The 22,343-nt window shown below is 72.1% G+C and carries 23 protein-coding genes; 16 read left to right on the top strand and 7 right to left on the bottom strand.

Annotated features, from left to right (window positions below):
- Nucleotides 1-232 precede the first annotated feature (232 nt).
- Nucleotides 233-817, top strand: a complete 585-nt coding sequence (locus tag AB0953_RS33290; RefSeq protein WP_366863327.1) for a Uma2 family endonuclease — start codon at nt 233-235, stop codon at nt 815-817.
- A 72-nt stretch (nt 818-889) separates the two neighbouring features.
- Here AB0953_RS33290 and AB0953_RS33285 read toward each other — a convergent pair whose 3' ends face one another.
- Nucleotides 890-2,083 (bottom strand): RtcB family protein, encoded by a 1,194-nt coding sequence (locus tag AB0953_RS33285; protein ID WP_366863326.1) that lies wholly within the window; start codon nt 2,081-2,083, stop codon nt 890-892.
- A gap of 192 nt (nt 2,084-2,275) precedes the next feature.
- On the opposite strand from AB0953_RS33285, the gene AB0953_RS33280 reads away from it, so the two are divergent.
- From AB0953_RS33280 to AB0953_RS33270, 3 genes are all read left to right on the top strand, one after another.
- A complete protein-coding gene (locus tag AB0953_RS33280; protein ID WP_366863325.1) occupies nt 2,276-3,145 on the top strand; it encodes a DUF3558 domain-containing protein in 870 nt (289 codons plus the stop codon).
- A 149-nt stretch (nt 3,146-3,294) separates the two neighbouring features.
- Nucleotides 3,295-4,071: a DUF3558 domain-containing protein gene (locus AB0953_RS33275; RefSeq protein WP_366863324.1), complete on the top strand. Its 777-nt coding sequence runs from the start codon at nt 3,295-3,297 to the stop codon at nt 4,069-4,071.
- Nucleotides 4,072-4,175: 104 nt separating this feature from the next.
- The gene (locus tag AB0953_RS33270; RefSeq protein WP_366863323.1) at nt 4,176-5,720 is read left to right on the top strand and encodes a DUF2637 domain-containing protein; all 1,545 of its coding nucleotides are present in this window, start codon (nt 4,176-4,178) and stop codon (nt 5,718-5,720) included.
- A gap of 139 nt (nt 5,721-5,859) precedes the next feature.
- On the opposite strand, the gene lysS is transcribed toward AB0953_RS33270, so the two are convergent.
- Complete coding sequence (lysS, locus tag AB0953_RS33265) at nt 5,860-7,587, bottom strand: lysine--tRNA ligase (RefSeq protein WP_366863322.1); 1,728 nt, start codon at nt 7,585-7,587, stop codon at nt 5,860-5,862.
- Between the two features lie 182 nt (nt 7,588-7,769).
- Here lysS and argS point away from each other — a divergent pair, with 182 nt between their 5' ends.
- The 4 genes from argS (at nt 7,770) to AB0953_RS33245 (ending at nt 11,133) form a co-directional block, all read left to right on the top strand.
- Nucleotides 7,770-9,548, top strand: coding sequence for an arginine--tRNA ligase (gene argS / locus AB0953_RS33260; RefSeq protein WP_366863321.1), 1,779 nt, complete (start codon nt 7,770-7,772; stop codon nt 9,546-9,548).
- 201 nt (nt 9,549-9,749) lie between these two features.
- Complete coding sequence (locus AB0953_RS33255) at nt 9,750-10,076, top strand: hypothetical protein (RefSeq protein WP_366863320.1); 327 nt, start codon at nt 9,750-9,752, stop codon at nt 10,074-10,076.
- A 5-nt stretch (nt 10,077-10,081) separates the two neighbouring features.
- On the top strand, nt 10,082-10,597 hold the full coding sequence (locus AB0953_RS33250; RefSeq protein ID WP_366863329.1) for a sigma-70 family RNA polymerase sigma factor: 516 nt from the start codon (nt 10,082-10,084) through the stop codon (nt 10,595-10,597).
- Nucleotides 10,594-11,133, top strand: a complete 540-nt coding sequence (locus AB0953_RS33245; protein WP_366863319.1) for a hypothetical protein — start codon at nt 10,594-10,596, stop codon at nt 11,131-11,133. Before AB0953_RS33250 ends, AB0953_RS33245 begins: the two co-directional genes overlap by 4 nt.
- Before the next feature lie 48 nt (nt 11,134-11,181).
- On the opposite strand, the gene AB0953_RS33240 is transcribed toward AB0953_RS33245, so the two are convergent.
- A complete protein-coding gene (locus AB0953_RS33240; RefSeq protein ID WP_366863318.1) occupies nt 11,182-11,454 on the bottom strand; it encodes a DUF1876 domain-containing protein in 273 nt (90 codons plus the stop codon).
- Between the two features lie 264 nt (nt 11,455-11,718).
- On the opposite strand from AB0953_RS33240, the gene AB0953_RS33235 reads away from it, so the two are divergent.
- Nucleotides 11,719-12,324 carry a DUF1326 domain-containing protein gene (locus AB0953_RS33235; protein ID WP_366863317.1) on the top strand — a complete coding sequence of 202 codons (606 nt, stop codon included), beginning with the start codon at nt 11,719-11,721 and terminating at the stop codon, nt 12,322-12,324.
- A gap of 255 nt (nt 12,325-12,579) precedes the next feature.
- Here AB0953_RS33235 and AB0953_RS33230 read toward each other — a convergent pair whose 3' ends face one another.
- A complete protein-coding gene (locus AB0953_RS33230; protein WP_366863316.1) occupies nt 12,580-12,927 on the bottom strand; it encodes a DoxX family protein in 348 nt (115 codons plus the stop codon).
- Between the two features lie 180 nt (nt 12,928-13,107).
- Here AB0953_RS33230 and AB0953_RS33225 point away from each other — a divergent pair, with 180 nt between their 5' ends.
- Nucleotides 13,108-13,287 carry a hypothetical protein gene (locus tag AB0953_RS33225; protein WP_366863315.1) on the top strand — a complete coding sequence of 60 codons (180 nt, stop codon included), beginning with the start codon at nt 13,108-13,110 and terminating at the stop codon, nt 13,285-13,287.
- Nucleotides 13,288-13,501: 214 nt separating this feature from the next.
- The gene (locus AB0953_RS33220; RefSeq protein WP_366863314.1) at nt 13,502-14,122 is read left to right on the top strand and encodes a GNAT family N-acetyltransferase; all 621 of its coding nucleotides are present in this window, start codon (nt 13,502-13,504) and stop codon (nt 14,120-14,122) included.
- Nucleotides 14,123-14,247: 125 nt separating this feature from the next.
- Here AB0953_RS33220 and AB0953_RS33215 read toward each other — a convergent pair whose 3' ends face one another.
- Together AB0953_RS33215 and AB0953_RS33210 are read right to left on the bottom strand one after the other, a co-directional pair.
- Nucleotides 14,248-14,841 carry a hypothetical protein gene (locus AB0953_RS33215; protein WP_366863313.1) on the bottom strand — a complete coding sequence of 198 codons (594 nt, stop codon included), beginning with the start codon at nt 14,839-14,841 and terminating at the stop codon, nt 14,248-14,250.
- Nucleotides 14,838-15,842, bottom strand: coding sequence for a LysR family transcriptional regulator (locus AB0953_RS33210; RefSeq protein ID WP_366863311.1), 1,005 nt, complete (start codon nt 15,840-15,842; stop codon nt 14,838-14,840). The genes AB0953_RS33215 and AB0953_RS33210 overlap by 4 nt, the downstream gene beginning before the upstream one ends.
- Nucleotides 15,843-15,913: 71 nt before the next feature.
- On the opposite strand from AB0953_RS33210, the gene AB0953_RS33205 reads away from it, so the two are divergent.
- Nucleotides 15,914-16,534 carry a maleylpyruvate isomerase family mycothiol-dependent enzyme gene (locus tag AB0953_RS33205; protein WP_366863309.1) on the top strand — a complete coding sequence of 207 codons (621 nt, stop codon included), beginning with the start codon at nt 15,914-15,916 and terminating at the stop codon, nt 16,532-16,534.
- Nucleotides 16,535-16,539: 5 nt separating this feature from the next.
- Entirely contained in the window at nt 16,540-17,079 is a 540-nt protein-coding gene (locus tag AB0953_RS33200; RefSeq protein ID WP_366863308.1) for a DUF1772 domain-containing protein, read from the top strand.
- Here the strand turns inward: AB0953_RS33200 and AB0953_RS33195 are convergent.
- On the bottom strand, nt 16,996-17,304 hold the full coding sequence (locus tag AB0953_RS33195) for an ATP-binding protein (protein WP_366863307.1): 309 nt from the start codon (nt 17,302-17,304) through the stop codon (nt 16,996-16,998). The two genes, AB0953_RS33200 and AB0953_RS33195, sit on opposite strands and share 84 nt — an antisense overlap.
- 241 nt (nt 17,305-17,545) lie before the next feature.
- On the opposite strand from AB0953_RS33195, the gene AB0953_RS33190 reads away from it, so the two are divergent.
- From AB0953_RS33190 to AB0953_RS33180, 3 genes are all read left to right on the top strand, one after another.
- Nucleotides 17,546-18,331 carry a helix-turn-helix transcriptional regulator gene (locus AB0953_RS33190; protein ID WP_366863306.1) on the top strand — a complete coding sequence of 262 codons (786 nt, stop codon included), beginning with the start codon at nt 17,546-17,548 and terminating at the stop codon, nt 18,329-18,331.
- Nucleotides 18,328-18,570 carry a DUF397 domain-containing protein gene (locus AB0953_RS33185; RefSeq protein WP_366863305.1) on the top strand — a complete coding sequence of 81 codons (243 nt, stop codon included), beginning with the start codon at nt 18,328-18,330 and terminating at the stop codon, nt 18,568-18,570. Before AB0953_RS33190 ends, AB0953_RS33185 begins: the two co-directional genes overlap by 4 nt.
- A 235-nt stretch (nt 18,571-18,805) precedes the next feature.
- A complete protein-coding gene (locus tag AB0953_RS33180; protein WP_366863304.1) occupies nt 18,806-22,321 on the top strand; it encodes an Ig-like domain-containing protein in 3,516 nt (1,171 codons plus the stop codon).
- The last annotated feature ends 22 nt before the right edge of the window (nt 22,322-22,343 follow it).

Genomic DNA, 22,343 nt, shown 5'->3' with positions numbered 1-22,343 from the left:
CCTCCAACACCTCATCGCCACCTGGACCGGCACCTGCCCCACCTGTCGGCAGACCATCCCATGGCAGACCTACGACACCACCTAACAAAGCACTACTAGAGGGTTCCCGGAGGAAGTTGTGGCGCGGGGCCGGCCAGCGGCGCGCTGGTTGCGCCCGTACGGGTGGTGTCGAGCGGTTTGCCCACGGGCGGGGCTACGCTCCAGAACCATGAGTCGCGAAAAGGAGGAAGCCATGGCCGTCACACAGCACGAGACGACGATCGCGGAGGCCGCCGATCGTCTCTCCAAGGAGCTTCCCGGGCACCGAGTGGAGATCCTCCGGGGAAGGCTCACTGTGACACCACCCGCCGACGGGTCGCACGCCCTCACGTTGAGCTGGCTCACCGAGAGGTTTTACGAGGCCGGGGCCAGGAAGGCCGGACTGCGCTACCTCCAGGGCGTCGGCATCTGGCTGCCGACCGGCCCCTCGGACTTCGCCATCCCGGATTTCGCACTCGTCAACGCGGACTTCCGCGACTACAAGGGCCGGATGAACTGCTACTCGCCCGACGTCTTCCAGCTGATCGTGGAGGTCACCTCGTCGAACTGGGCGGACGACGTCCACATCAAGGTCGACGCCTACGCCCAGGCCGGCGTGCCCGTGTACATCATCGCCGACCGCCATCACGACGAGGTCGTCTACTGCTGCGCCCCCCGCAACGGCACGTACGGCCTGCGCAGGACGTACAAGCGCGGCACGTCCGTCCCCGTCCCCGAACACCTGGGAGTCGCCGTGGAGCTGCCGGTGGACCTCCTCCTGGACGGCGAGGAGAACTGACACCACGCGGAGGAGCTCCGGACCGAACCCGGTCCGGAGCTCCTCCACTCCCCCGAGACCGCGCCCCGGGCCTCAGCCCTTGACGCAGATGACCTGCTTGAGCTTGGCCACGACCTCGACCAGGTCGGTCTGCTGGTCGATGACCTGCTCGATGGACTTGTACGCGCCCGGGATCTCGTCGACCACGCCGGAGTCCTTGCGGCACTCCACGCCCCTGGTCTGCTCCGCCAGGTCCCGCGCGGAGAACCGCTTCTTCGCCGCCGTGCGGCTCATCTTCCGGCCCGCTCCGTGCGAGGCGGAGTTGAAGGACTTCTCGTTCCCGAGCCCCTTCACGATGTACGAGCCCGTGCCCATCGAGCCCGGGATGATCCCGTACTCCCCGCTGCCGGCGCGGATCGCGCCCTTGCGGGTGACCAGCAGGTCCATGCCCTCGTAGCGCTCCTCGGCCACGTAGTTGTGGTGGCAGTTGATCTCCTGCGCGAAGGAGACCTTCGCCTTGCGGAACTCCCGCCGGACGACCTCCTTGAACAGGCTCATCATCACCGCGCGGTTGTACTTGGCGTACTCCTGCGCCCAGAAGAGGTCGTTGCGGTACGCCTCCATCTCGGGCGTCGCCGCGAGGAAGACCGCGAGGTCCCGGTCGACCAGGCCCTGGTTGTGGGAGAGCCCCCGGGCCACGCCGATGTGGTGCGAGGCGAGCTCGTTGCCGATGCCCCGGGATCCCGAGTGCAGCATCAACCAGACCGAACCGGACTCATCGAGACAGAATTCGACGAAGTGGTTGCCGGATCCGAGCGTTCCGAGCTGCTTCGTGGCACGTTCGTGTCGGAATTTGACCGCATCCGCGAGGTAGTCGAACCGCTCCCACAGGTCCCCGTACCCCGTCGACCCGAACCCGTACAGCCGCCCCGGATCCACCGCCTCCCGGTGCATGCCCATGCCCACCGGGATCGCCTGCTCGATGCGGGAGTGGAGCTTGGACAGGTCGCCGGGGAGGTCGTTCGCGGTGAGGGAGGTCTTCACCGCCGACATGCCGCAGCCGATGTCGACGCCGACCGCCGCCGGGCAGATCGCGTCCTTCATCGCGATCACCGAGCCGACCGTGGCGCCCTTGCCGTAGTGGACGTCCGGCATCACGGCCAGGCCCTTGATCCACGGGAGGGTCGCGGTGTTGCGGAGCTGCTGCATCGCCTGCTCCTCCACCGACGCCGGATCGGCCCACATCCGGATAGGGACCTGCGCCCCCGGTACCTCTACATACGACATACTGTCTTAATCCCCCGAAACCCACAGAAAACTCAGAATAGGCAAAAACCCTCGCTCACAGCCCCACATCAGACAGGGAACCGGCGCCGGCACCAACGTGTGCGATAGACATTGTGTCCAGCCGCGTCCAGAGCGCGGCAACGCATTTTCCTGACCGCCCGACCCCCGGCCGGTCGAAGGGAGCCAGTGGACGTGCAGCGCAAGGCGGCGGTACGGCGAGCCCTGCCGGGCATCGCGATGCTCACCGCGCTCGTGGCCGGCGTGGCCGGCCTGACCGGGTGCACCAGCGGGAACGGCAGCGGGACCAGCACCGACTCCAAGGCCGGCGACAGCTCCCCCGCGCCCGCCCCGGCCGGCAAGTACCGCAGCCTGCCCGCGCCGTGCAAGGCCGCCGACGCCAAGCGCGTGAAGGCCATGCTCCCGGCCGCGGCCGGCCTCACCGACGAGCAGCGCACCCAGCTGTACGCGGGCACGGCGGACACCTCCTACGACGCCGACCGGCACGTGGGCTGCCGCTGGACCGCGCAGACCCCCGAGGAGACGCGGCTGCTGTCGGTCGGCTTCGAGCGGGTGGTGTCGTACGACCGGACGGCCATGAGCGACGACGACAAGGCGCGCCAGGTCTACGTCCGCCGGCTGACCGACGCGCACCTGCCGTTCCCCGGCCCCACCGCGAGCCCGACCCCGGCCCCCGGCGGCGCGAGCCCCGCGGCGACCCCGCCGGCGGGCGGCGCACCGGCCGCCACCCAGCCCGCGCCGCCGCCCGCCACCGGCGCCGCCCCCGGCACCGGCACCGGCAGCCCCGCGCCCACGCCCGACCTGGGCTCGCGCGTCCTCGAAGGGCTCGGCAGCGAGGCCTACCTCGAGGACAAGCTGAGTGCCGCCGGTGCCAGCGCCGCGCAGGCGCGGACGGTGCGGGTGGTGTTCCGCACGTCGAACGTCATCGTCACGGTCGAGTACAGCGTGCAGCCCTCGCTGCCGGGCACCGTGCCGCCCGCCACCGAAACGCAGGAGCGCGTGCGGCAGTTGGCGCAGGCGCTCGTCGAGCGGTTCAACGACTGACGGCGGGGACCGGGCGGGCCCCGGCGTGACGGCGCGCACAGCAGGCGCGCGCCGGGTCGGGCTACCGTTGCACGGGTCCCGCAACCGAACAGCGTCCGCACCGCGTCCGTCCACTGAACGCGCCCCACAACGTACTGACTGAAGGAACCATGCACCGATCAGCCTCGCGCCTCACCCGTGTGCTCGCAGCCGCAGCCGTCGTACCGGTGATACTCGCCGCCGCCGGATGCTCGTCCGACTCGGACAAGGGCAAGGGCTCGGGCTCCGACGGCAGCAAGAAGGCCGGCGCGTCGGCGTCCGCCAAGCCGAACGGGAAGTCGTCGCCGGCCCTGGAGAAGGCGGCCTACGCGACGCTCCCCGAGCCGTGCAAGTCGATCCAGACCAAGACCATCGAGACGATCGTCCCGGAGGCCAAGGAGAAGAACGGCACGGCGACGAAGTCGAACGACCTGAACAGCCGGGCCAGCTGCTCGTGGAACGGCCTGGACGAGGACGGGCTGAAGGGCTCGCAGTACCGCTGGCTGTCGGTCTCGCTGGCCCGCTACGACTCGCACGCCTCGCTGGGCGGCGCCAACAAGCGCGCCGAGGACCAGTACAACAAGCAGATCGAGCAGGCGAAGGCCACCGAGGGTGCACAGAACGTGAAGCCCGAGGCGGCGGGCGGCATCGGCGACGCGGCCACCTCGATCGTCTACAGCGTGAAGAAGGACGTGGACTTCTTCAACACGACGATCGTCGCGCGGACCCAGAACGTGGTCGTCACCCTCGACTACAACGGTGCCGCCTACGAGGGCGCGGGCGCCCCTGACCAGGCCAAGCTGCTCGAGGCCGCGATCACCGCGGCGAAGGAGGTCGTCGGCTCGGTCGACGCCGCCAACCAGCAGCAGAAGCAGCCCGAGGCGTCGGCCTCCCCCTCCCAGCAGTAGGACACGGCGGAACCGGGGACTTTACTGGAGGCTGACATTCAGTCACCCGTACAGTCACCCGTACGCTGTGCCTGCCGTAGCTCGACAAGGGGAGGGGATCGCGGGTGGCCGCGATGCAGCTGACTCGAACGCACCGGATACTCATCGGCGTCGTGGTCGCGGGTGCCGTGGTCATCGCGGGCATCGGCTTCGCGGGCTCCTACGCCGCGGTCCGCGCGCTCGCGCTGAACAAGGGGTTCGGCACCTTTTCGCTGGTCTTCCCGATCGGCATCGACGCGGGCATCTGTGTGCTGCTGGCGCTGGACCTGCTGCTGACCTGGATCCGGATCCCCTTCCCGCTGCTGCGGCAGACGGCGTGGCTGCTGACCGCGGCCACGATCGCGTTCAACGGCGCGGCCGCCTGGCCGGACCCGCTGGGCGTGGGCATGCACGCCGTGATCCCGGTGCTGTTCGTGGTCACGGTGGAGGCGGCGCGGCACGCGGTGGGCCGGATCGCGGACATCACCGCGGACCGGCACATGGAGGGCGTGCGGATCACGCGGTGGCTGCTGTCGCCGGTGCCCACGTTCAAGCTGTGGCGGCGGATGAAGCTGTGGGAGCTGCGCTCGTACGAGCAGGCCGTCGGCATGGAGCAGGACCGGCTGATCTACCAGGCGCGGCTCCAGGCCCGGTACGGGCGGGCGTGGCGGCGCAAGGCGCCGGTGGAGGCCCTGATGCCGCTGCGGCTGGCCCGGATCGGCGTGCCGCTGTCGCAGACGGCCCCGGAGGGGCTGGCGGCGGCGGGCATCGACCCGGCGCTGCTGCCGCCGGTGGACGCGGCGGCGGTGGCGTCCGCGCCGGGTACCGCTGCGGCGCTGGAGGCGGGTGCGGGCCTGCCGGGGGGCCGGGGCCAGGCGCAGACCCCGCCCGGGGCCGGGGCGCAGGCCCTGAGCCCGGAGCAGGCCCGGGCGCAGGCACAGGCGCTCGCCCAGGCCCAGGCGCAGGCGCTCGCCCAGGCACAGGCGCCGGCCCTGACCCCGGAGCAGGCCGAGGCGCTGGGGCTCACCCCGGAGCAGGCCGCCGCCCAGGCGCAGGCGCTGGGCCGGGCGCGGGCCCAGGCCTTGGCCGCAGCGGCGGGCGGGACGCCCGGCGCGGCGCTCCCGGGGCCGGGCCAGCACACCGCGCCGGCGTTCGCGGTGGAGCCGACCGCCATGCCGGCGGCGCACGACAGCGCCTGGTTCGCCGCGCCGCTGGCTCCGCAGGCCGCGTACGAGGGCGGCTACAACCCGCAGTACGTCGAGGGCCTGGAGCCGACCCCGGTGATGCCGCCGGCGGGCCCGGAGCTGCCGCAGGAGGAGGCGGTGGTCCCGGCGCAGGGGGCCCGGCCGTCGCAGATCCTGGAGGCGGAGGAGTCCGCGGAGGCGGAGGGCGCCGAGGCCCCGGCCGAGCCGGAGGTCGTGGACGAGGTGAAGTTCGCGGAGGCCGCGTACGAGGTGTTCCGGGCGTACATCGACGAGTACGGCGGCTTCCCGAACCCGGAGCAGCTGGACATACACCTCTCCGACCGCCTCGGGATCGTGCACCCGCGCAGCGCGTCGACGCTGCGGCGGCTGATGCCGGACCTGAAGCAGCGCTACCAGCGCGACCTGGAGAAGGAGCACATCGCCTAACGCCCCGCGCGCAACGCCGCCCGCGGCACGCACAGGGGCGGAAGGGCGGAAGGACAGCCATGCGGAAGGGCCCGCACCCCTCGGGGGTGCGGGCCCTTCCGCATGGCGCGGGCGGCTCGGCCGGCCCGGCCCGGCCGCCTCAGGCGGCCAGGAGCTTGCGGACGCGGTCCGCCCCGACCGCCAGCAGCAGCGTGGGCAGGCGCGGCCCGGTCTCCCGGGTGACGAGCAGGCGGTAGAGCAGCGCGAAGAAGGAGCGCTGGGCGACCTTCAGCTCGGGCGTCGGCTTGGCGTCGGGCTCCAGGCCGGCCATCACCTTCGGGACGCCGTAGACGAGGGTGGTGAGCCCGTCCAGCGACCAGTGCGAGTCCAGGCCCTCCAGGAGCAGTTCCAGGGAGCGGCGGCCCTCGTCGTCCAGGGAGGCGAGCAGCTCGGTGTCGGGCTCCTCGCGGACCAGGGTGCGCTGGTCGGCCGGGACCTGGGTGGTGATCCAGTTCTCGGCGCGGTCCAGGCGGGGGCGCACCTCGTCGAGGGAGGTGAGCGGCTGGGTCGGGTCCAGGTCGGCCAGGATGCGCAGGGTCTGCTCGTCGTGGCCGGCGGTGATGTCGACGACCGAGGCGAGGGTGCGGTACGGCAGGGGGCGCGGGGTGCGCGGCAGCTCGTGCGAGGCGACGCGGACGGCGCGGCTGTGCGCGGCGGCGTCGGCGGGGAGCACGGAGCCGTCGGCGACCTTGGCCTCCAGCTTGTCCCACTCGTCGTAGAGCCGCTGGATCTCCTGGTCGAAGGCGATCTTGAAGCTCTGGTTGGGCTTGCGGCGGGCGTACAGCCAGCGCAGGAGCTGCGGCTCCATGATCTTCAGCGCGTCGCCCGGGGTGGGGACGCCGCCCTTGCTGGAGGACATCTTGGCCATGCCGCTGATGCCGACGAAGGCGTACATGGGGCCGATCGGCTGCTCGGCGCCGAAGAGGTGGACGATCTGCCCGCCGACCTGGAAGGAGGAGCCGGGCGAGGAGTGGTCGACGCCGGACGGCTCGAAGATCACGCCCTCGAAGGCCCAGCGCATCGGCCAGTCGACCTTCCAGACCAGCTTGCCGCGGTTGAACTCCGACAGCTTGACGGTCTCGGTGAACTCGTCCTCGGTGCAGACGTAGGTCATCTCGGTCGTCTCGTCGTCGTACGAGACGACCTTGGTGAAGTCCTTGTTGCACGCCCCGCAGTACGGCTTGTACGGGAAGTACTCCGAGCCCTCCGCGCTGCCGTCGTCCTCGCTCGCGGCGCCCGAGCCCTCGGCTGCCTCCAGCTCGGCCTCGTCGACCGGCTTCTGGCCCTGCTTCTTCGCGGCCTTCGGCTTGGTGCGGTACTGGGCGAGGACGGCGTCGATGTCGGCGCGGTGCTTCATCGCGTGCAGGATCTGCTCGCGGTAGGTGCCGGCGAGGTACTGCTCGGTCTGGCTGATGGGGTCGTACTCGACGCCCAGCTCGGCCAGCGCCTCGACCATGGCGGCCTTGAAGTGCTCGGCCCAGTTCGGGTACTCGGAGCCCTCGGGGGCGGGCACGGCGGTCAGCGGGCGGCCGATGTGCTGGGCGTGGGACTCCTCGGTGACGCCCGGGATGCCCTTGGGGACCTTCCGGTAGCGGTCGTAGTCGTCCCACGAGATCACGTGGCGGACCTCGAAGCCGCGGCGGCGGATCTCGTCGGCGACCAGGTGCGGGGTCATGACCTCGCGGAGGTTGCCCAGGTGGATCGGGCCGGAAGGGGAGAGTCCGGACGCGACGACGACAGGTTTGCCGGGTGCTCGGCGCTCCGCCTCGGCGATGACCTCGTCCGCGAAACGGGAGACCCAGTCGGTCTCGGTGCTGCTCTGAGCCACGACACGTCCTTCTACTCGAAATGCTGGCTTCAGCCATTCTCCCAGACGGAAGCAGGCGCTCCGGGGTTGCCCGGGGACCGGTGCCATCTCGGCGGTTATCCCGGGAAATGAGACGCGGCCGCGTGGGATACTCGGCACTTGTCGGAACAACCAAGTGCACTACCTCACAGGAACGGCAGCTCATGGCCTCGGTCCCTTCCCTCGCTTCTTCGGTCCATCAGCGCGTCGCGGACGCCCTCGCCTCGGCCCTGCCGGAGGCCGGTGCCGCCGACCCGCTGCTGCGACGAAGCGACCGGGCCGACTTCCAGGCCAACGGCATCCTGGCGCTCGCGAAGAAGGCCAAGGCCAACCCGCGCGAGCTGGCCACGACCGTCGTCGGCGGCCTGGACAAGGGCGGGGTCATCGAGGAGATCGAGGTCTCCGGCCCCGGCTTCCTCAACATCACCGTCTCCGACCGGGCGATCATCGAGACCCTGGCGGCGCGTGCCGGCGACGACCGGCTGGGCGTCCCGCTCTCCCCGGCCGCCGGCACGACGGTGATCGACTACGCGCAGCCGAACGTGGCGAAGGAGATGCACGTCGGCCACCTGCGGTCGGCGGTCATCGGCGCGGCGATGGTCGAGATCCTGGAGTTCACCGGCGAGACGGTGGTGCGCCGCCACCACATCGGCGACTGGGGCACCCAGTTCGGCATGCTCATCCAGTACCTGATCGAGCACCCGCACGAGCTGGACCACAAGGCCGGCGCCAACGCCGCGGAGGACGTGCAGGCCTCGGGCGAGGAGGCGATGTCCAACCTCAACCGCCTGTACAAGGCCTCGCGGGCGCTGTTCGACTCCGACGAGGAGTTCAAGACGCGGGCCCGGGCCCGGGTGGTGGACCTCCAGGCGGGCGACGAGGAGACGCTGGCCCTGTGGCAGCGGTTCGTGGACGAGTCGAAGATCTACTTCTACTCGGTCTTCAACAAGCTGGACATGGACATCCAGGACGCGGACGTGGTCGGCGAGTCCGGCTACAACGACATGCTGGCCGAGACGTGCCGGCTGCTGGAGGAGTCGGGCGTGGCCGTCCGCTCCAACGGCGCGCTGTGCGTGTTCTTCGACGAGTACAAGGGCCCGGACGGCAACCCGACCCCGCTGATCGTCCAGAAGTCCGACGGCGGCTTCGGCTACGCCGCGACCGACCTGTCGGCGATCCGGGACCGCGTCGGCAACCTGAAGGCCGACACGCTGATCTACGTGGTCGACGCCCGCCAGTCGCTGCACTTCAAGATGGTCTTCGAGACGGCCCGCCGCGCCGGCTGGCTGAACGAGGACACCAAGGCCGTGCAGCTGGCCTTCGGCACGGTCCTGGGCAAGGACGGCAAGCCGTTCAAGACCCGCGAGGGCGAGACGGTGCGGCTGGTGGACCTGCTGGACGAGGCGATCGACCGCGCTGCGGCCGTGGTCCGGGAGAAGGCCCAGGACCTGACCGAGGCGGAGATCTCCGAGCGGGCCGTCCAGGTCGGCATCGGCGCGGTGAAGTACGCGGACCTGTCCACCTCGGCCTCGCGCGACTACAAGTTCGACCTGGACCAGATGGTCTCGCTGACCGGTGACACGTCCGTGTACCTCCAGTACGCGTACGCCCGTATCCAGTCGATCCTGCGCAAGGCCGGGGACGCGAAGCCCGCCGCCCACCCGGAGCTTCCGCTCGCGCCGGCCGAGCGGGCCCTCGGCCTGCACCTGGACGGCTTCGGCGAGCTGATCGCGGAGGCGGCCGCGGAGTACGCCCCGCACAAGCTGGCGGCGTACCTGTACCAGCTGGCGTCGCTGTACACCACGTTCTACTCGGAGTGCCCGGTCCTGAAGGCCGAGACCCCGGACCAGGTCGAGAACCGCCTGTTCCTGTGCGACCTGACCGCCCGCACCCTGACCAAGGGCATGTCCCTGCTCGGCATCCGCACCCCCGAGCGCCTCTGACGCTCCACCGGCTCCACCCGACGGCTCCCGGCGCACCCGCCCCGGGGGCCGTCGCATTTCCCGATCCGAGAGGGACGCAACCGGGGATACCGCGCTGACCCCGTCCCGCGGCGGCGTGACGCAGGACACACCGAACGTTTCGGCGGGTCGGTGCCTCTTCGGGGTGTTGTCCGTACGTCGCACACGACCCGAGGGGCTCCCATGACGGCCACACCGACGGCCCGGCCGGCCGCGTTCCGCTTCCGCTCCACCGCACCCCTGGGCACCACCGCCCGTCGCCGCGCCGCCGCCGCACGGGGGGCCGCCGCCGTCCTCGCGCACGGGTGCGGCCGGGGCGGCCGGCTCACCCGCCTGGTGACCGGCGCGGTCGCTGCGGTCCTGGCCGTACGGGGCCTCGCCGGCCTGGGGTGGGCGGCCCGGCTCCTCGAGAGCCCGCCCGGCCCCTTCCACACCCTGAACCTGCTGCTCTACACCCCCGCCTGCCTCGGCTTCGGCTGGGCCGCCGCCCGCCTCGCGAGAACCCGGTGAGCGCCCTGACCCCGGCCGACCGCGACCGCGGAGTCGCCCTCGCCCGCGCCGCCCGCGCCGGGAACACCCTCGCGCTGCACGACCTGCTCGACCACCTCGGCCCGTACGTCGCCCGCATCTGCACGCCGATCGCCTTGGCGGACGGCCCCGACGCGACGCAGGAGGCGCTGCTGGCGGTGTTCACGTCGCTGCGCTCCCTGCGCGACCCGGAGGCCCTGTACGGGTGGGTGCGCGCGATCGCGGTCCGGGAGGCGGTGCGCACCGCCCGGCGCGCCGCCCGTGCCCGCCCGGCCGAGCTGGCCGACCTGCCCGGGCCGGGGTCCGGCGACCCCCATCTGGCCGCCGACATCGACGACGTCCTGGCCCGGCTCACGCCCGGGCAGCGGGCCGTCCTGGTGCTCCGGGACGTCGAGGGCCTGGACGAGGAGTCCGCGGCCTGCCTCCTCGGGGTCCCGGCCGGCACCGCCAAGTCCCGGCTGCACCGGGCCCGTACGAGCTTCCGGAAGGCGTGGTTCTCATGACGTACACGACGGCGGGGAGCGCCGTCCCGGCGGGCCCGGGCGCGGGCGTGGACCCGGTGGCGCGGCTTCGGATCATGGCTGCGGGGGTCCGTGGGGCCCGGGTGGTCGAACAGGTCGTTCCGGCTCCGGTGGAGGCCGTCTGGGCGGTGATGTCCGACCTGGAGGGCGAGTTCGGGCGGTTCCAGCCGGACATGCGCAGCCTGCGCGTCCTGCGGGTGGCCGGCGACCGGGTGGAGGCCCTGGCTCTCAGCAGGTACGGCTTCCGCGCCCGCCTGCGCGGGGTGGTCCGGCCGGGGTGGTGCTGGCTGCAGAGCCGCTTCCTGATCATCGGCATGGCGGCGTCCCCGGCTCCGGGCGGCGGCACCCGCGTGGCCCTGACGGGCGGCGTGCGCGTCCCGGGCAGCGCGGCCGTCGTTCCGGTGGGCACGGCACGGGAGCTGGCGGCTGCGATGGAACGGCTGCGGGAACGGGTGGCGGCGGCTTCGCCGGGGGCGGGGACGGGGACGGGGACGGAGACGGAGACGGGACGCTCGTGAGGGGCCCGGAGGCCCCTCACGATGTTCGCCCTCCGTGGCGCCGCCGCGTCAGTGGGTCAGTGGGTACGAGTGGCGGCCGGTCGCCTCGTCGATCTCACCGTGGGCCTTCTGCAACATCTGGGACGCGAGATCCATCAGCGCACGCGCGCCGGCGATCTCTTCCCCGACCCTCAGCTGCTCCGGGTCGGAGGGGTGGCGCATGGCGTAGCCGCGCGCTCTCATCTCGGAGCCGTCACCGAGCCTGACCATGGCCGCCGCAGTGGTGCGGTGGCCGTCCTCGGTGAACTCGAGCTCCACATGCCACCCGACCAGTGTGGACATGCTGCATCACCTCCAGGGGTCAACACCCTGGTTCCAGGGTGCGCCCGGGGCGGTGGGAGCGCGAGTGGGGGCAGGCGGATCTGCCGGGCGGGGGCGGGGGGCGGGGTCACCGTGGGGCGGGGTCGGGGAGTGTCCGGGGGCGTCCCGGCCGGTTCCGCACGTCGCAGCGTCCGACGGCCGTCTGGGGCTGATGGAGTGCATTGCCGGGCAATGGTCGGGAGCGGAAAATGTAGCCGAGTGGTATGCCTCAGGAAGGAGCTTCCGATGGCATGGCGAATCGAGGGGACGTATTTCGAGAACTGCAGTTGCAACATGGTGTGCCCCTGCGCTACCTCCGGCTTCTCGGCTCCTGCGGACTACGACCGCTGTCAGGTGGTCCTTGCCTTCCACATCGCTTCCGGTCAGGTCGATGACGTCGACGTGAGCGGCCTGAAGGTCGCCGTGGTGGCCGACACCCCACCGCTCATGAGCGAGGGCAACTGGCGCATGGGCATGTTCATGGACGAGACGGCCTCGCCGGAGCAAGCCGAGGCGCTCGGTGCGGTCTTCTCCGGTCAGCGAGGCGGCCCGATGGAGGCGCTCGCCCCGATGGTCGGCGAGATGCTCGGGTTGGAGACCGCCCGGATCGAATACGTCGATGACGGCCGACGGCACCAGGTGAGGATCGGTGAAGCGATCGACATGGAGGTCGAGGACTTCGTCTCCCATCTGGACGCGACCGGAAAGGGCGTCAGAGTGAGCGGGGTGGGCTTCCCTGCGGACACCCTCGCGGCCGGGGTCGCGACCAGGTCACGGGTGAACGCCTTCGGTCTCGCATTCGAGAACGAAGGAAAGAACGCCTTCTCTGCGCCGTTCTCCTGGGCGGCCTGAAGGTCGCCGCCCCTCGCTCGGCGGGCCGTCGAGCGAGCTGGGGGCCCGGCGTCGACTGGTCAGTCGTCGAGGAGGAAAGACAGGACGGTCACCACGGCGATGGCGGCCTCGCGGTCGCGGCCTTCGGGCTGTTCCTGTCCCGCCACTACCTCGGGCTCGGCATGGGCGGCATGGAGCGGGTCGCGGTGTTTCCGCTCCTGGTGTGGGCGTTCGCCAACCGTCCGCCGCTGACGGCGCCTGACGGCGCCCCGGGCGTCAGCCCGGGAAGCCGAGGGCCAGGGCGGCGATCACCGGGGCCATGTACACGAGCGGGAACGGGGTGTGGGCGTACGCGCGGGCCCGTACGACGGTGATGACCGCGCCGGCGAAGTACGCGATGAGCCCGACCGCGGCGAGCAGGCCGATGACCGGCACGGCCAGGCCGACCAGCAGGCCGACGGCGCCGGCGGCCTTGGCCAGGCCGAGCAGGTTCCAGATCTTCCGGGGGACCCCGTATTCGGCCAGGGGCTCGACGACGTACTTGGCCTTGGCGAAGATCGAGGCCCCCGAGAAGCCGGCCATGACAGCGGCGACGACGGTGACGACGGTGGCGGTGGTGGTCATGGGATGTGCTCCTCTGCGGGTCCGTTGTGCGCTTTCAGTGGGTTGACCCGCCGCACCGCACGTGTGTGACGGTTCGCCGAAAAGTTTTTTCGGCGAACCGTCACCGAGCCCTGCCACCGAGCTGACGAAGTCGTCCGCCGCCCCGTGAGCCCTCCCCGCATCCCGCCTACCGTGCATCCCATGGGCACAGCGACAGCGCCGGCGACGCGGCGAGACCGGCACGGCCCTGGAGGGCGTTCCCGCCCCACCCTGCTCCTCGCGCTGGCTCGCCTGATCAGCCTGGCCGCCTGGGCCGTCCTGCGCTGCTGGCGCGCCGGCGCCCCCCGGCCCGACACCGCCCGCATCTGGCCCCTGCGCTAGTCGGCACGGGACCGTGCCGGACCGCATACCTCAGGCCCACACCGCCTTGACCACGGCGTGGCCTGCCGAAGCCGGCCGCCCGTAGAGCCCTCGCAGGCTCCGGTGAATACGTGACGGCCCTGACAGCCGAACGCCCCGTTTCTCGCTCCCTGTTACCCCGCCCCCCCTACCTGCCCCCCCCCCACTCCTCACCCCCGCACCCCCGACATACAGAATGATCCACATGTCGATAGCAAATACCCCGAAAACGGCAACGCTCGACGATGCACCGCTCATCAGCGGCAGCCTGGCCCGCGCCTTCGGCGACGACCCGATGATGCGCTGGTTCTTCCCCGACGCGGCCTCGCGCGAGGCGACGCTCACCCGCTACTTCAGCACCCTCTTCACCCGCCAGTACGGCCTGCACGGCGTCTGCGAGCGCACCGAGGCCTCGGCCGCGTTCTGGGTGCCGCCGGAGGCGCAGGCCAAGGCGGTGCCCGACGCCGAGACCATCCAGGAGCTGATGGACATCCTCGGCGACCGCGCCCCGCTGTTCCGGGACGCCGTCGGGGAGGCCGCCCAGCACACGCCCCAGGAGCCCCACTGGTACCTGGCGTTGATCGGCGCCGACCCGGCCGCCCAGGGTCAGGGCCACGGCGCGGCCCTGCTGCGCTCGGGCCTGGCCAAGGCCGACGCGGCGGGGCTCCCGGCGTACCTGGAGTCCTCCAAGCCGGAGAACCTGCCCTTCTACGAGCACTTCGGCTTCGCCGTGCGCGAGGAGGTGCAGCTCCCGGGCGGCGGCCCGGTCCTGTGGGGCATGTGGCGCGAGCCGCACCGCCCGGCCGACGCGGCCTGAGCCGCGCAGACCAGACCCGGCGCCCGCCCCGGGCCCAGTACCGGCTTCGAGCAGCGCAGTCCGCCCGCCGGCCCGGCGTGACGACCAGGGCGGCGGGCGGCATCACCCGCCCGCGCTCCGGCGCGTCACGCCACGTCGTGGCGGACCCCTCGCTCATCCCACCAGCCGGTGACCTCGGGCCTGACCGGCGGGAGGGCCCACGGTTCGAAGGTGCCGTCACAGAGCTCGGCCAGGAACTGCACCATCCCGCCGTCGTAGTGCCACCAGGGCCCGTTGCGCGAGCAGACGGTGACCGGCCACTCCTCCGGGCCGCCTGCCCCGGTACTCCACAAGAAGTCGTCCCCCTCCATGGACGCTCCCCAGGAGAGCAGATTCCTCGGCTCCACCTCCGGCGGGACCAGTCCGCCATCGGCATAGGAGACCCACCGCTCCCGCTCCTCACACGCCATGCGGGCCCAGTCGGTCTCCTCCTGCGGCCCGGGGAGGAAGACGCCCAGGAAGTCGTCGAGTTCGAAGGCGGGGTACAGCTCGCAAAGACGCTTGTAATCGGCAGGCAGGGCGACGCCGAGCGCCTCGGCCGCGGTCCAGTCGTACGCGGCGGGCTCACCCCGCCGGTGCTCCACCAGCCCCGGTACCGCCCGCTCCAACACGGCGATCGCCTCGTCCGGGTCGAGGATCCGGCGCACCGGCTTCTGGATGCCTATGAGCTGCTCAGTCATGGCTGCACCCTGCCAGTTACCTCGGGCACATCCCCCATCGCCGGGGGCAGGCTCGCGCGCAGCCGCCCCCGCAGGCTGTCCAGCAGGACCCGCGCCGCCGGGCTCGCCGGGCCGGTGGAGCGCCAGGCGAGGGCGATCCGGGCGCGGATGCCCGGCCGGACGATGGTCAGGGCGCGCAGGGGCCCGTCGAAGGCCGGGCCGGCCCCGGCCGCGCCTTCCCCAGCGCTCCCGCCCCCGCCCTCCCCCGCCGGCAGCACCGCCACACCCAGCCCCCGGGCCGCCAGCTGCGCCAGCACCTGCGGCGCGGCCGCCTCGAAGGCCACCCGCGGCCGGAAGCCGGCCTCCCCGCAGGCACGCTCCAGCGCCGCCCGGACCCCCGTCCCCCGCGGCAGGCAGATCAGCGCCCGGTCGCGCAGCTCCGCCAGCGGCACCTCCGTACGCTCCGCACCGCCGCCCCGGTCGAAGAGCGGGTCCCCCGCCGCCGCGACGGCCGCCAGCGGCACGTCGATCACCGTCTCGAAGCTCAGCCCGGGCGGCGCCGCCTCCTCGGTCGGCCCGAGGAGCGCGATGTCGAGCTCCCCGGCCAGCAGCGCGGCCTGCATCCGCTCCGACGCGTCCTCGGTGAGGGCGATCTCCAGCGCCGGATGCGCCTCGTGGAAGTCCGCCAGGAAGGAAGCGATGTCGAAGGCGTGCCCCGTGGCCCCGGAGACCAGCCCCAGCGAGACCCGCCCGCGCAGCAGCCCGGTGTACGCGTCGGCCGTTTCCCGCACCGCGTCCGCGGCGGCCAGCGCCGCCCGCGCGTACGGCAGCACCGCCCGGCCCGTCTCGGTCAGGGTCACCGACCGGTGCGAACGGTCGAGCAGCGGCTGCCCCAACTCCTTCTCCAACTGCCGTATCTGAGCGCTCAGACCCGGCTGGGCCAGGTGCAGCCGTGCGGCGGCCCGCGTGAAGCCGCCCTCCTCGACCACGGTGACGAAATAGCGCAGCTGCCGGAGTTCCATAACTGCCGATGCTAGATGGCAGCAGAACCATCTATTGGCCATATGGATCAGCGGCCCGCAGGCTTGATCACATGCAGATCAAGGCCGCCATAGCCGCCGAACGCCGCGAGCTGGCCGACCTCTTCGACGCCCTCCCGGCCGACGACTGGAACGCCCCCAGCCTGTGCGCGGGCTGGACCGTCCGCGAGGTCGTCGCCCACATGTCGATGGGCTTCCGGCTCTCCCTCCCCGCCACCCTGGGCGAACTGCTCAAGGCCCGCGGCAGCCTCCACCGCATGACCGACCGCGTCGCCCGCCGCGACGCCGCCGCCCACTCCACCGCCGAGCTCAGCGCCTTCCTCCGCGACCACGCCCACCACCCGTGGACCCCGCCGGTCGGCGGGCTCCCGGCCGCCCTCGGCCACGACGTGGTCCACGGCCTGGACGTCACCACCGCCCTCGGGCTCGACCGCCGCGTCCCGGCCGACCGGCTGCGCATCCTGCTCGACGCGATCCGGCCCCGCGGCCTGAGGTTCTTCGGCGTGGACCTCACCGGCGTACGGCTGTGCGCCGAGGACATGGACTGGTCGTACGGGGCCGGGGCGGCGCCCGTGTACGGAGCCGCCCAGGACCTCCTGCTGCTCGCCTTCGGCCGCCGTCTGCCGCCAGGCCGCCTCGGCGGCGCCGCGGCCGGCCGCTTCACCGGGCGGTGACGGCCGTGCGCTCCCGCCCCCGACCCCTCCTGGGCCTCGCCCTCTTCTCCACCGGCCTGCTGGCCGGCGCCTTCGGCTACGGCGCCGCCAACCTGGTCCCGACCTTCAACGCGGTGCCGATCGAGATGCGGCTCGACTTCCACGCCGAGCTGATGAAGATGAACGGCATCACCATGCAGGCCACCATGGCGGCCTCGGCCCTGAGCTCCCTCGCCCTGGCCGCCTCGGTACGCGGCCGGGCGCGCCGCCTGGCCGGGGCGGCCGGGCTGCTGGCGGTGGCCTCGTTCCTGATCACGCGGTTCGGGAACGTCCCGATCAACGGCCGCATCAAGCAGTGGGCCGCCACCTCGCCGCCGCCCGGTTACGCGGAGGTCCTGCGCCGCTGGGAGCTCTTCAACGACGCCCGCACCGCCACCGCCGCCCTCGCCTTCGGGCTGCTCATCGCCCTCGCGCTCGGGCGGTCATCCGGCGAACTCGCACCACACCACCTTTCCCGGTACGCGCAGCCCGACGCCCCAGCGGTCGGCGACCGCCGCCACCAGTAGCAGCCCCCGGCCGCCGGGCGCGTCCGCGTCTCGGCTCTCGATGCGCGGCCGGCCGCCCCCGCTGTCGTGCACCTCGATCCGGACCGCCCCGTCGAAACGGAGCAGCCGCAGCAGGTAGCCGCGGCCGGGCGGTACGCCGTGGAGCAGGGCGTTGGTGGCCAGCTCGCTCACGCAGAGCGACATGTCATCGAGGCGTGATGTGACACCCCACGCGTGCAGTGTCACCGCCGTGAACTCCCTGGCTGACGCCACCGTTTGGCGACTTCGGGGGTAGAGGCGCTCCCGCAGCAGGGCGGGTTGAATATCGAGATTCACGGCGCGATCGTCGCGGTGCGTGATTAACGTGAGGGAGTCGACCCACTCGTACTCTCCACTCAGTACGGGTTGGTACGGCTATCTCTCGTGCTCAGGTGGGGAGTTCGGATTCATGCCACCAAGGAAGCGGCCTCGGCCCAACGCGACAGCAATGAAGATGGTCGGCGACCAAGTCGCCACCGGTCGCACCGCCAAAGGACTGACACAGCGCGCACTCGCCGAAAAGGCCATCGTGGACATCGAGACGCTGGCCTCGATCGAGCAGGGCAGACGAGTCCTGATGCCGGACGTCGCCGAGCGCCTCGACCGGATCCTGGGCCTGCCGGGCCTGCTGACCGTCGCCGCCAACCGGCTGCCGGAGGTCGACATGATCCCGGCCTGGGCAGAGGAGTACATGGAACGGGAGGCCGAGGCGCTGGCCCTCTCCTGGTTCGACACCTTGGCCGTGCCCGGACTGCTCCAGACAGAGGAGTACGCGCGCGCTGTGCTCAGCTGCCGCGTGCCGTTCATCGGCGAGGAAAAGATCGAGCTCCAGACTGCCCGCCGCATGAAACGTCAGGAGATCTTGCGCCGCCCGATCCCGCCCACGCTCAGCTTCGTGATCTGCGAAGGGGCACTTCGCGACCGGATCGGCGGAGACGCGGTGTACCGGGAGCAGCTTCGGCACCTGAGGGCCTGCGCCGACCGCCCGGCCATCTCCATCCAGGTACTGCCACTCGGCATCACCGCACACGCGGGCCTCGATGGCCCGTTCACCTTGCTGGAAACACCCGAGCACCAGCTCCTCGCGTACTCGGAGACCCAACGCGGCAGCATCCTCGTACGTGACCCGAACGAGGTCAGCATCCTCTCGCAGAAGTATGCGATGCTGCGGTCACAGGCCCTCAACTTCGTCGAGACGAAGGACCTGTTGGACCGGTTGCTAGGAGAGCTATGAGCACCGCACTGAAGTGGTTCAAGTCCAGCTACAGCGGCAGCGAGGGCGGCCAGTGCCTGGAAGTGGCCATTGCCTGGCGGAAGTCGTCCCACAGCGGCAGCGAAGGCGGCAACTGCGTCGAAGCGGCCGTCTGCCCCACCGACAGGATCCACGTCCGCGATTCCAAGGTCCCCAACGGCCCCACCCTCACCCTCGCGCCCGCCAGCTGGGCGCGGCTGACCGGCTGGGTCGGCGCCTAGGCACCACGCGCCAGACCCCGCCTGACCAGGGCCGCCACCCCACCCGGGGGCGGCCCTTCCCCATGCCCGGCTCCGCCACCCAGGTGATTCTGTCGGGGATCTTGATGAATTCCCGTGACGCGATCCCCGGCGCCCCGGGGCCGTCCCCGCCGCGGTGCCACAGTCCTCTCGCACACAGCGCAGGCAGCGCCGGAAGGAGAGGGATGAGCAGAGCCAGACACCAGGTGGGCGGCGCATGGTGAGCCCCCGGAGCCAACGTCGACACCCCCACCCGCGGCGCCTCCTGGCCGCCCTCAGCAGCATGCTCCTGGTGCTGTCGGCCTTCGTTGGCGTCTCGGCCCTCGCGGCCCTCGGGGTCGTAGGAGCCGCCACCCCCGCCCACGCCGGTACCGACCGCGGGCTCGGGAACGTCGGGAACGAGCCGCACAACGCCACCGTGAACCCCCGGCGGCCGAGCCAGGTCGCGGTGATGCAGGGATGCACCGTCCGCATCGACCTGAACTACGGCAAGGACGGCTTCCCGATCAGGCGGAACTCGACCCTCCCGTGCAGCGGTGACCCGTCCCTCGCCTTCGACTCGCAGGGCCGGCTGTTCGTCGCCCACCTCTCGACGAACTTCAACACCGCCCCCCGCTTCGGCGTGGGCGTCGGCCGCATCAACGACACCACCACCCCCGGCACCCAGACGTACACCGCGACCCAGGTCAGCGGGAACAGCACCTCCAACCACGACAAGCCGTGGCTGGTGGCCGACGCCAACCCCGCCAGCCCCTACCGGGACAACCTGTACCTGGTCTGGACGCACCTCGCGTCCCCCTGGCAGGTGCAGTTCTCCCGCCTCACCAGCGGCGCGATGGCCTGGTCCGCGCCCGCCGGGGTCTCCGCGGCCGGTGAGGGCAACGTGTGGCCCTCGCACGCCGCCGTCGGGCCGAACGGCGACCTGTACGTGGCGTACCACGCCAACCTCTGCAACGAGGGCGCCGACGGCAACGCCAACCAGGGCTCGGTCCAGCTGCTGCGCGACGGCTCCGGCGGGGCGAACCTCGCGGCCGGCACCGTCGAGCAGAAGACGGCCGCGTTCGCCAACGGCCAGGCCACGGTCACCTGCAACGTGCAGGACACCCCGGGCGGCGACGTCCCCGGCACCGACTTCTGGCTCCAGGGCAGCATGCAGCCGTGGATCCTGCCGGACCCGGCCCGCCCGGGCAACGTGTACGTGGTCTCCAACGACGACCCGAACAACAGCTTCGGCAACGGCGACGACGCCGACGTCGTCATCGCCCGCTCCACGGACAACGGCCAGACCTTCACCCGCGGCCGCGTGGACCACGGGCCGGGCCAGACCTTCGCCGTGATGCCGACCGCGCACATCGACCAGGACGGCAACGCCGTCGTCACCTGGTACGACAACCGCTCCGGCCGCACCAACAACGGCACCGGCCCCAACGGCAGCAACGACTTCCTGCTGGAGCTGTACGGGTCCGCCAGCCGGGACGGCGGCCAGACCTGGTCGCCGGACTTCCGGGTCGGCGACGCCCCGTTCGACCCGGACCTGAACGCCCCCTGCCGGTTCTCCTGCGCCACCGGATCGACGAACCAGACCCTGCGGATCGGCGAGTACAACGGCCTGTGGACGGTCGACGGGATCGGCTACGCGACCTGGACCGGCAACACCACCCCGCCCACCGCGACCGCTCCGGCGCAGGGCGCGCAGACCACGTACTTCGACGTGTTCTCCACCCTCGGGGCCTTCCCCGACGCCCTGGAGCCCAACGAGTCCACCGACACGGCGGTGGCCGCGGACCTCGGCTCGGACGACCGGTTCAACCGGGCCAAGCTGACCCTGCACTCGGCCACCGACGTGGACTTCTTCCGGATCGAGCCGCGCCACACCGGGCACGTCACCGCCGAGGTCGCATTCAACGAGGTGGTCTCCGGACTGGTCGTGCGCGCGTACGACAAGTACGGCACCAAGGTGGCGACCGGGACGCCCGCGACCGTCCGCGCCGGCAGCTCCACGAGCCGGCTGGCGATCCCGGTCGTGCAGGACGAGCCGTACTTCCTCGCGGTCAGCGACAGCGGCGTGGCCGACCCGACGCGGCCGGGCGACGCCGCGCCGACCGCCCCGCCGCAGGCCGTGTACGACCTGGCCGTGGCGAACCGGGCGGCGCCCGAGCCGTTCGGCCTTGACCTCAAGCGGGAGTCGGACTCGGGCCGCTTCGACAACGACGACGTCACCCGCATCGCCGGACCGGACCTGTTCCTGCGCGTGGACGACGCCGAGCTGCGCGCCGCCGGCATCGCGCTGTCCCCGCAGAACTCCACGGCGACCCTCGCGGACGACGCGCCGGGCTTCAAGGTGGCCGTGGAGCGCGACGGGCAGCGCGTCGGCTTCGCCCAGCCGGTGGACCCGGTGGCGCGGCCGGGCCTGTACCAGATCCACCTGGACCCGGTCCTGACGGAGGGCGAGAACCTGATCACCGCCGAGGTGGTCGTGGTGGATCCGTCGGACGACCCGGGCGCCCCCGGCACCGGCCACACCGTCGGCTCGGGCCCGGAGAGCGCGCACCGCCTGCTCGTCCAGCTCGACACGACCGCCCCGGCCGCGCCGACCGCCGCGCCGGACCTGCTGGCGTCGAGCGACTCCGGCGGCAACGACATCGACGACATCACCACCGTCGACAAGCCCGCCTTCCAGGGCTTCGGGGTCGAGCCGAACGCCCTCGTACGGCTGCTGGCCACCCCGGCCAAGGGCAGCGCGGCCGTGGTCGGCAAGGACACCGCCACCCCCGAGGGCGACTACGAGGTCGTCAGCGCGGCCCTGCGCGACGGCAGGTACGGCTTCGCGGTGCGGCTGGAGGACCTGGCGGGCAACGTGAGCGAACCCTCCCCCTCCCTGAAGGTCACCATCGCCAAGCACGCCCTGCACCTCACGGGCGCCTCGTCGGACGTGCTGGTGGACATCGCGGCGGGCCGGGTGACCGGCTACCCGGGCGTCCCGGGCGGCTACGTCGGCATCCTCGGCATTCCGCTGGTGGACCTCGATGCGAACGGGCACGGCGTGGCCGTGCGCGGCGGGGCCCGCGACGACCACCTGACCTTCACCCCGACGGGCGTGGACAGCGGCCGGCTGACGCGTACGAGCTACGCGCAGACCCTCGCCTTCTCGCACGTCAAGGGCGATGTGGCGGTCAACACCGACGCCGGTGACGACGAGGTGACCCTCGTGGGCACCAACCGGGGCGACGTGATCCGGGGCGTGGTGGACACCTTCACCACGCTGCGGGTGGAGGCGCTGCCGCTGGGCGTGCGCGGCCCCGCGAAGCTCCGGGCGCTGCTGGGCCTGCGCGTGACGACGGGGCAGACCGAGCGGATCGGGATCCTGGCCCGCGGCGGGCGGGACCGGGTGGACATCACCGTCGACGACGCGGTCAGCGCCCAGCTGGCCGTCGACGGCGGCCCGCCGACCGGGGTCGAGGCCGCGAAGGGCGACGAACTGGTCCTGCGGAGCGGCTCGCCGAACGCGGAGATGCACGAGCAGCGGGCCGAGAAGGCGGGCACGGGCTCGGCGCTCGTCGCGTACCCGTCGTCCACGCAAGCGCAGACGAGCATCGACTTCACGGACATCGAGGACCTCAAGCTCGACCCGGACCGCCCGCAGGGCAAGGAGGACAAGACGGCGACAGCCAAGACGGCCAACGCCAAGACCGTTCAGGCCGACAAGGCCGCCGCGGCGCCTGCGAAGCCGTAGGCGAGCGTTCGCACGGGAAGCC

The organism is Streptomyces sp. NPDC046866 (genome assembly GCF_040704625.1).
Classification (GTDB): Bacteria; Actinomycetota; Actinomycetes; order Streptomycetales; family Streptomycetaceae; genus Streptomyces.
This window is presented reverse-complemented; position numbering and strand designations above follow the sequence as displayed.

What these genes read in the sequence shown, in the direction of transcription:
- AB0953_RS33290 (WP_366863327.1), top strand. Translation starts at nt 233, where the DNA reads ATGGCCGTCACACAGCACGAGACGACGATCGCGGAGGCCGCCGATCGT.
- AB0953_RS33285 (WP_366863326.1), bottom strand. Translation starts at nt 2,083, where the DNA reads ATGTCGTATGTAGAGGTACCGGGGGCGCAGGTCCCTATCCGGATGTGG.
- AB0953_RS33275 (WP_366863324.1), top strand. Translation starts at nt 3,295, where the DNA reads ATGCACCGATCAGCCTCGCGCCTCACCCGTGTGCTCGCAGCCGCAGCC.
- argS (WP_366863321.1), top strand. Translation starts at nt 7,770, where the DNA reads ATGGCCTCGGTCCCTTCCCTCGCTTCTTCGGTCCATCAGCGCGTCGCG.
- AB0953_RS33255 (WP_366863320.1), top strand. Translation starts at nt 9,750, where the DNA reads ATGACGGCCACACCGACGGCCCGGCCGGCCGCGTTCCGCTTCCGCTCC.
- AB0953_RS33245 (WP_366863319.1), top strand. Translation starts at nt 10,594, where the DNA reads ATGACGTACACGACGGCGGGGAGCGCCGTCCCGGCGGGCCCGGGCGCG.
- AB0953_RS33240 (WP_366863318.1), bottom strand. Translation starts at nt 11,454, where the DNA reads ATGTCCACACTGGTCGGGTGGCATGTGGAGCTCGAGTTCACCGAGGAC.
- AB0953_RS33235 (WP_366863317.1), top strand. Translation starts at nt 11,719, where the DNA reads ATGGCATGGCGAATCGAGGGGACGTATTTCGAGAACTGCAGTTGCAAC.
- AB0953_RS33230 (WP_366863316.1), bottom strand. Translation starts at nt 12,927, where the DNA reads ATGACCACCACCGCCACCGTCGTCACCGTCGTCGCCGCTGTCATGGCC.
- AB0953_RS33225 (WP_366863315.1), top strand. Translation starts at nt 13,108, where the DNA reads ATGGGCACAGCGACAGCGCCGGCGACGCGGCGAGACCGGCACGGCCCT.
- AB0953_RS33220 (WP_366863314.1), top strand. Translation starts at nt 13,502, where the DNA reads ATGATCCACATGTCGATAGCAAATACCCCGAAAACGGCAACGCTCGAC.
- AB0953_RS33215 (WP_366863313.1), bottom strand. Translation starts at nt 14,841, where the DNA reads ATGACTGAGCAGCTCATAGGCATCCAGAAGCCGGTGCGCCGGATCCTC.
- AB0953_RS33210 (WP_366863311.1), bottom strand. Translation starts at nt 15,842, where the DNA reads ATGGAACTCCGGCAGCTGCGCTATTTCGTCACCGTGGTCGAGGAGGGC.
- AB0953_RS33205 (WP_366863309.1), top strand. Translation starts at nt 15,914, where the DNA reads ATGCAGATCAAGGCCGCCATAGCCGCCGAACGCCGCGAGCTGGCCGAC.
- AB0953_RS33190 (WP_366863306.1), top strand. Translation starts at nt 17,546, where the DNA reads ATGAAGATGGTCGGCGACCAAGTCGCCACCGGTCGCACCGCCAAAGGA.
- AB0953_RS33185 (WP_366863305.1), top strand. Translation starts at nt 18,328, where the DNA reads ATGAGCACCGCACTGAAGTGGTTCAAGTCCAGCTACAGCGGCAGCGAG.
- AB0953_RS33180 (WP_366863304.1), top strand. Translation starts at nt 18,806, where the DNA reads ATGGTGAGCCCCCGGAGCCAACGTCGACACCCCCACCCGCGGCGCCTC.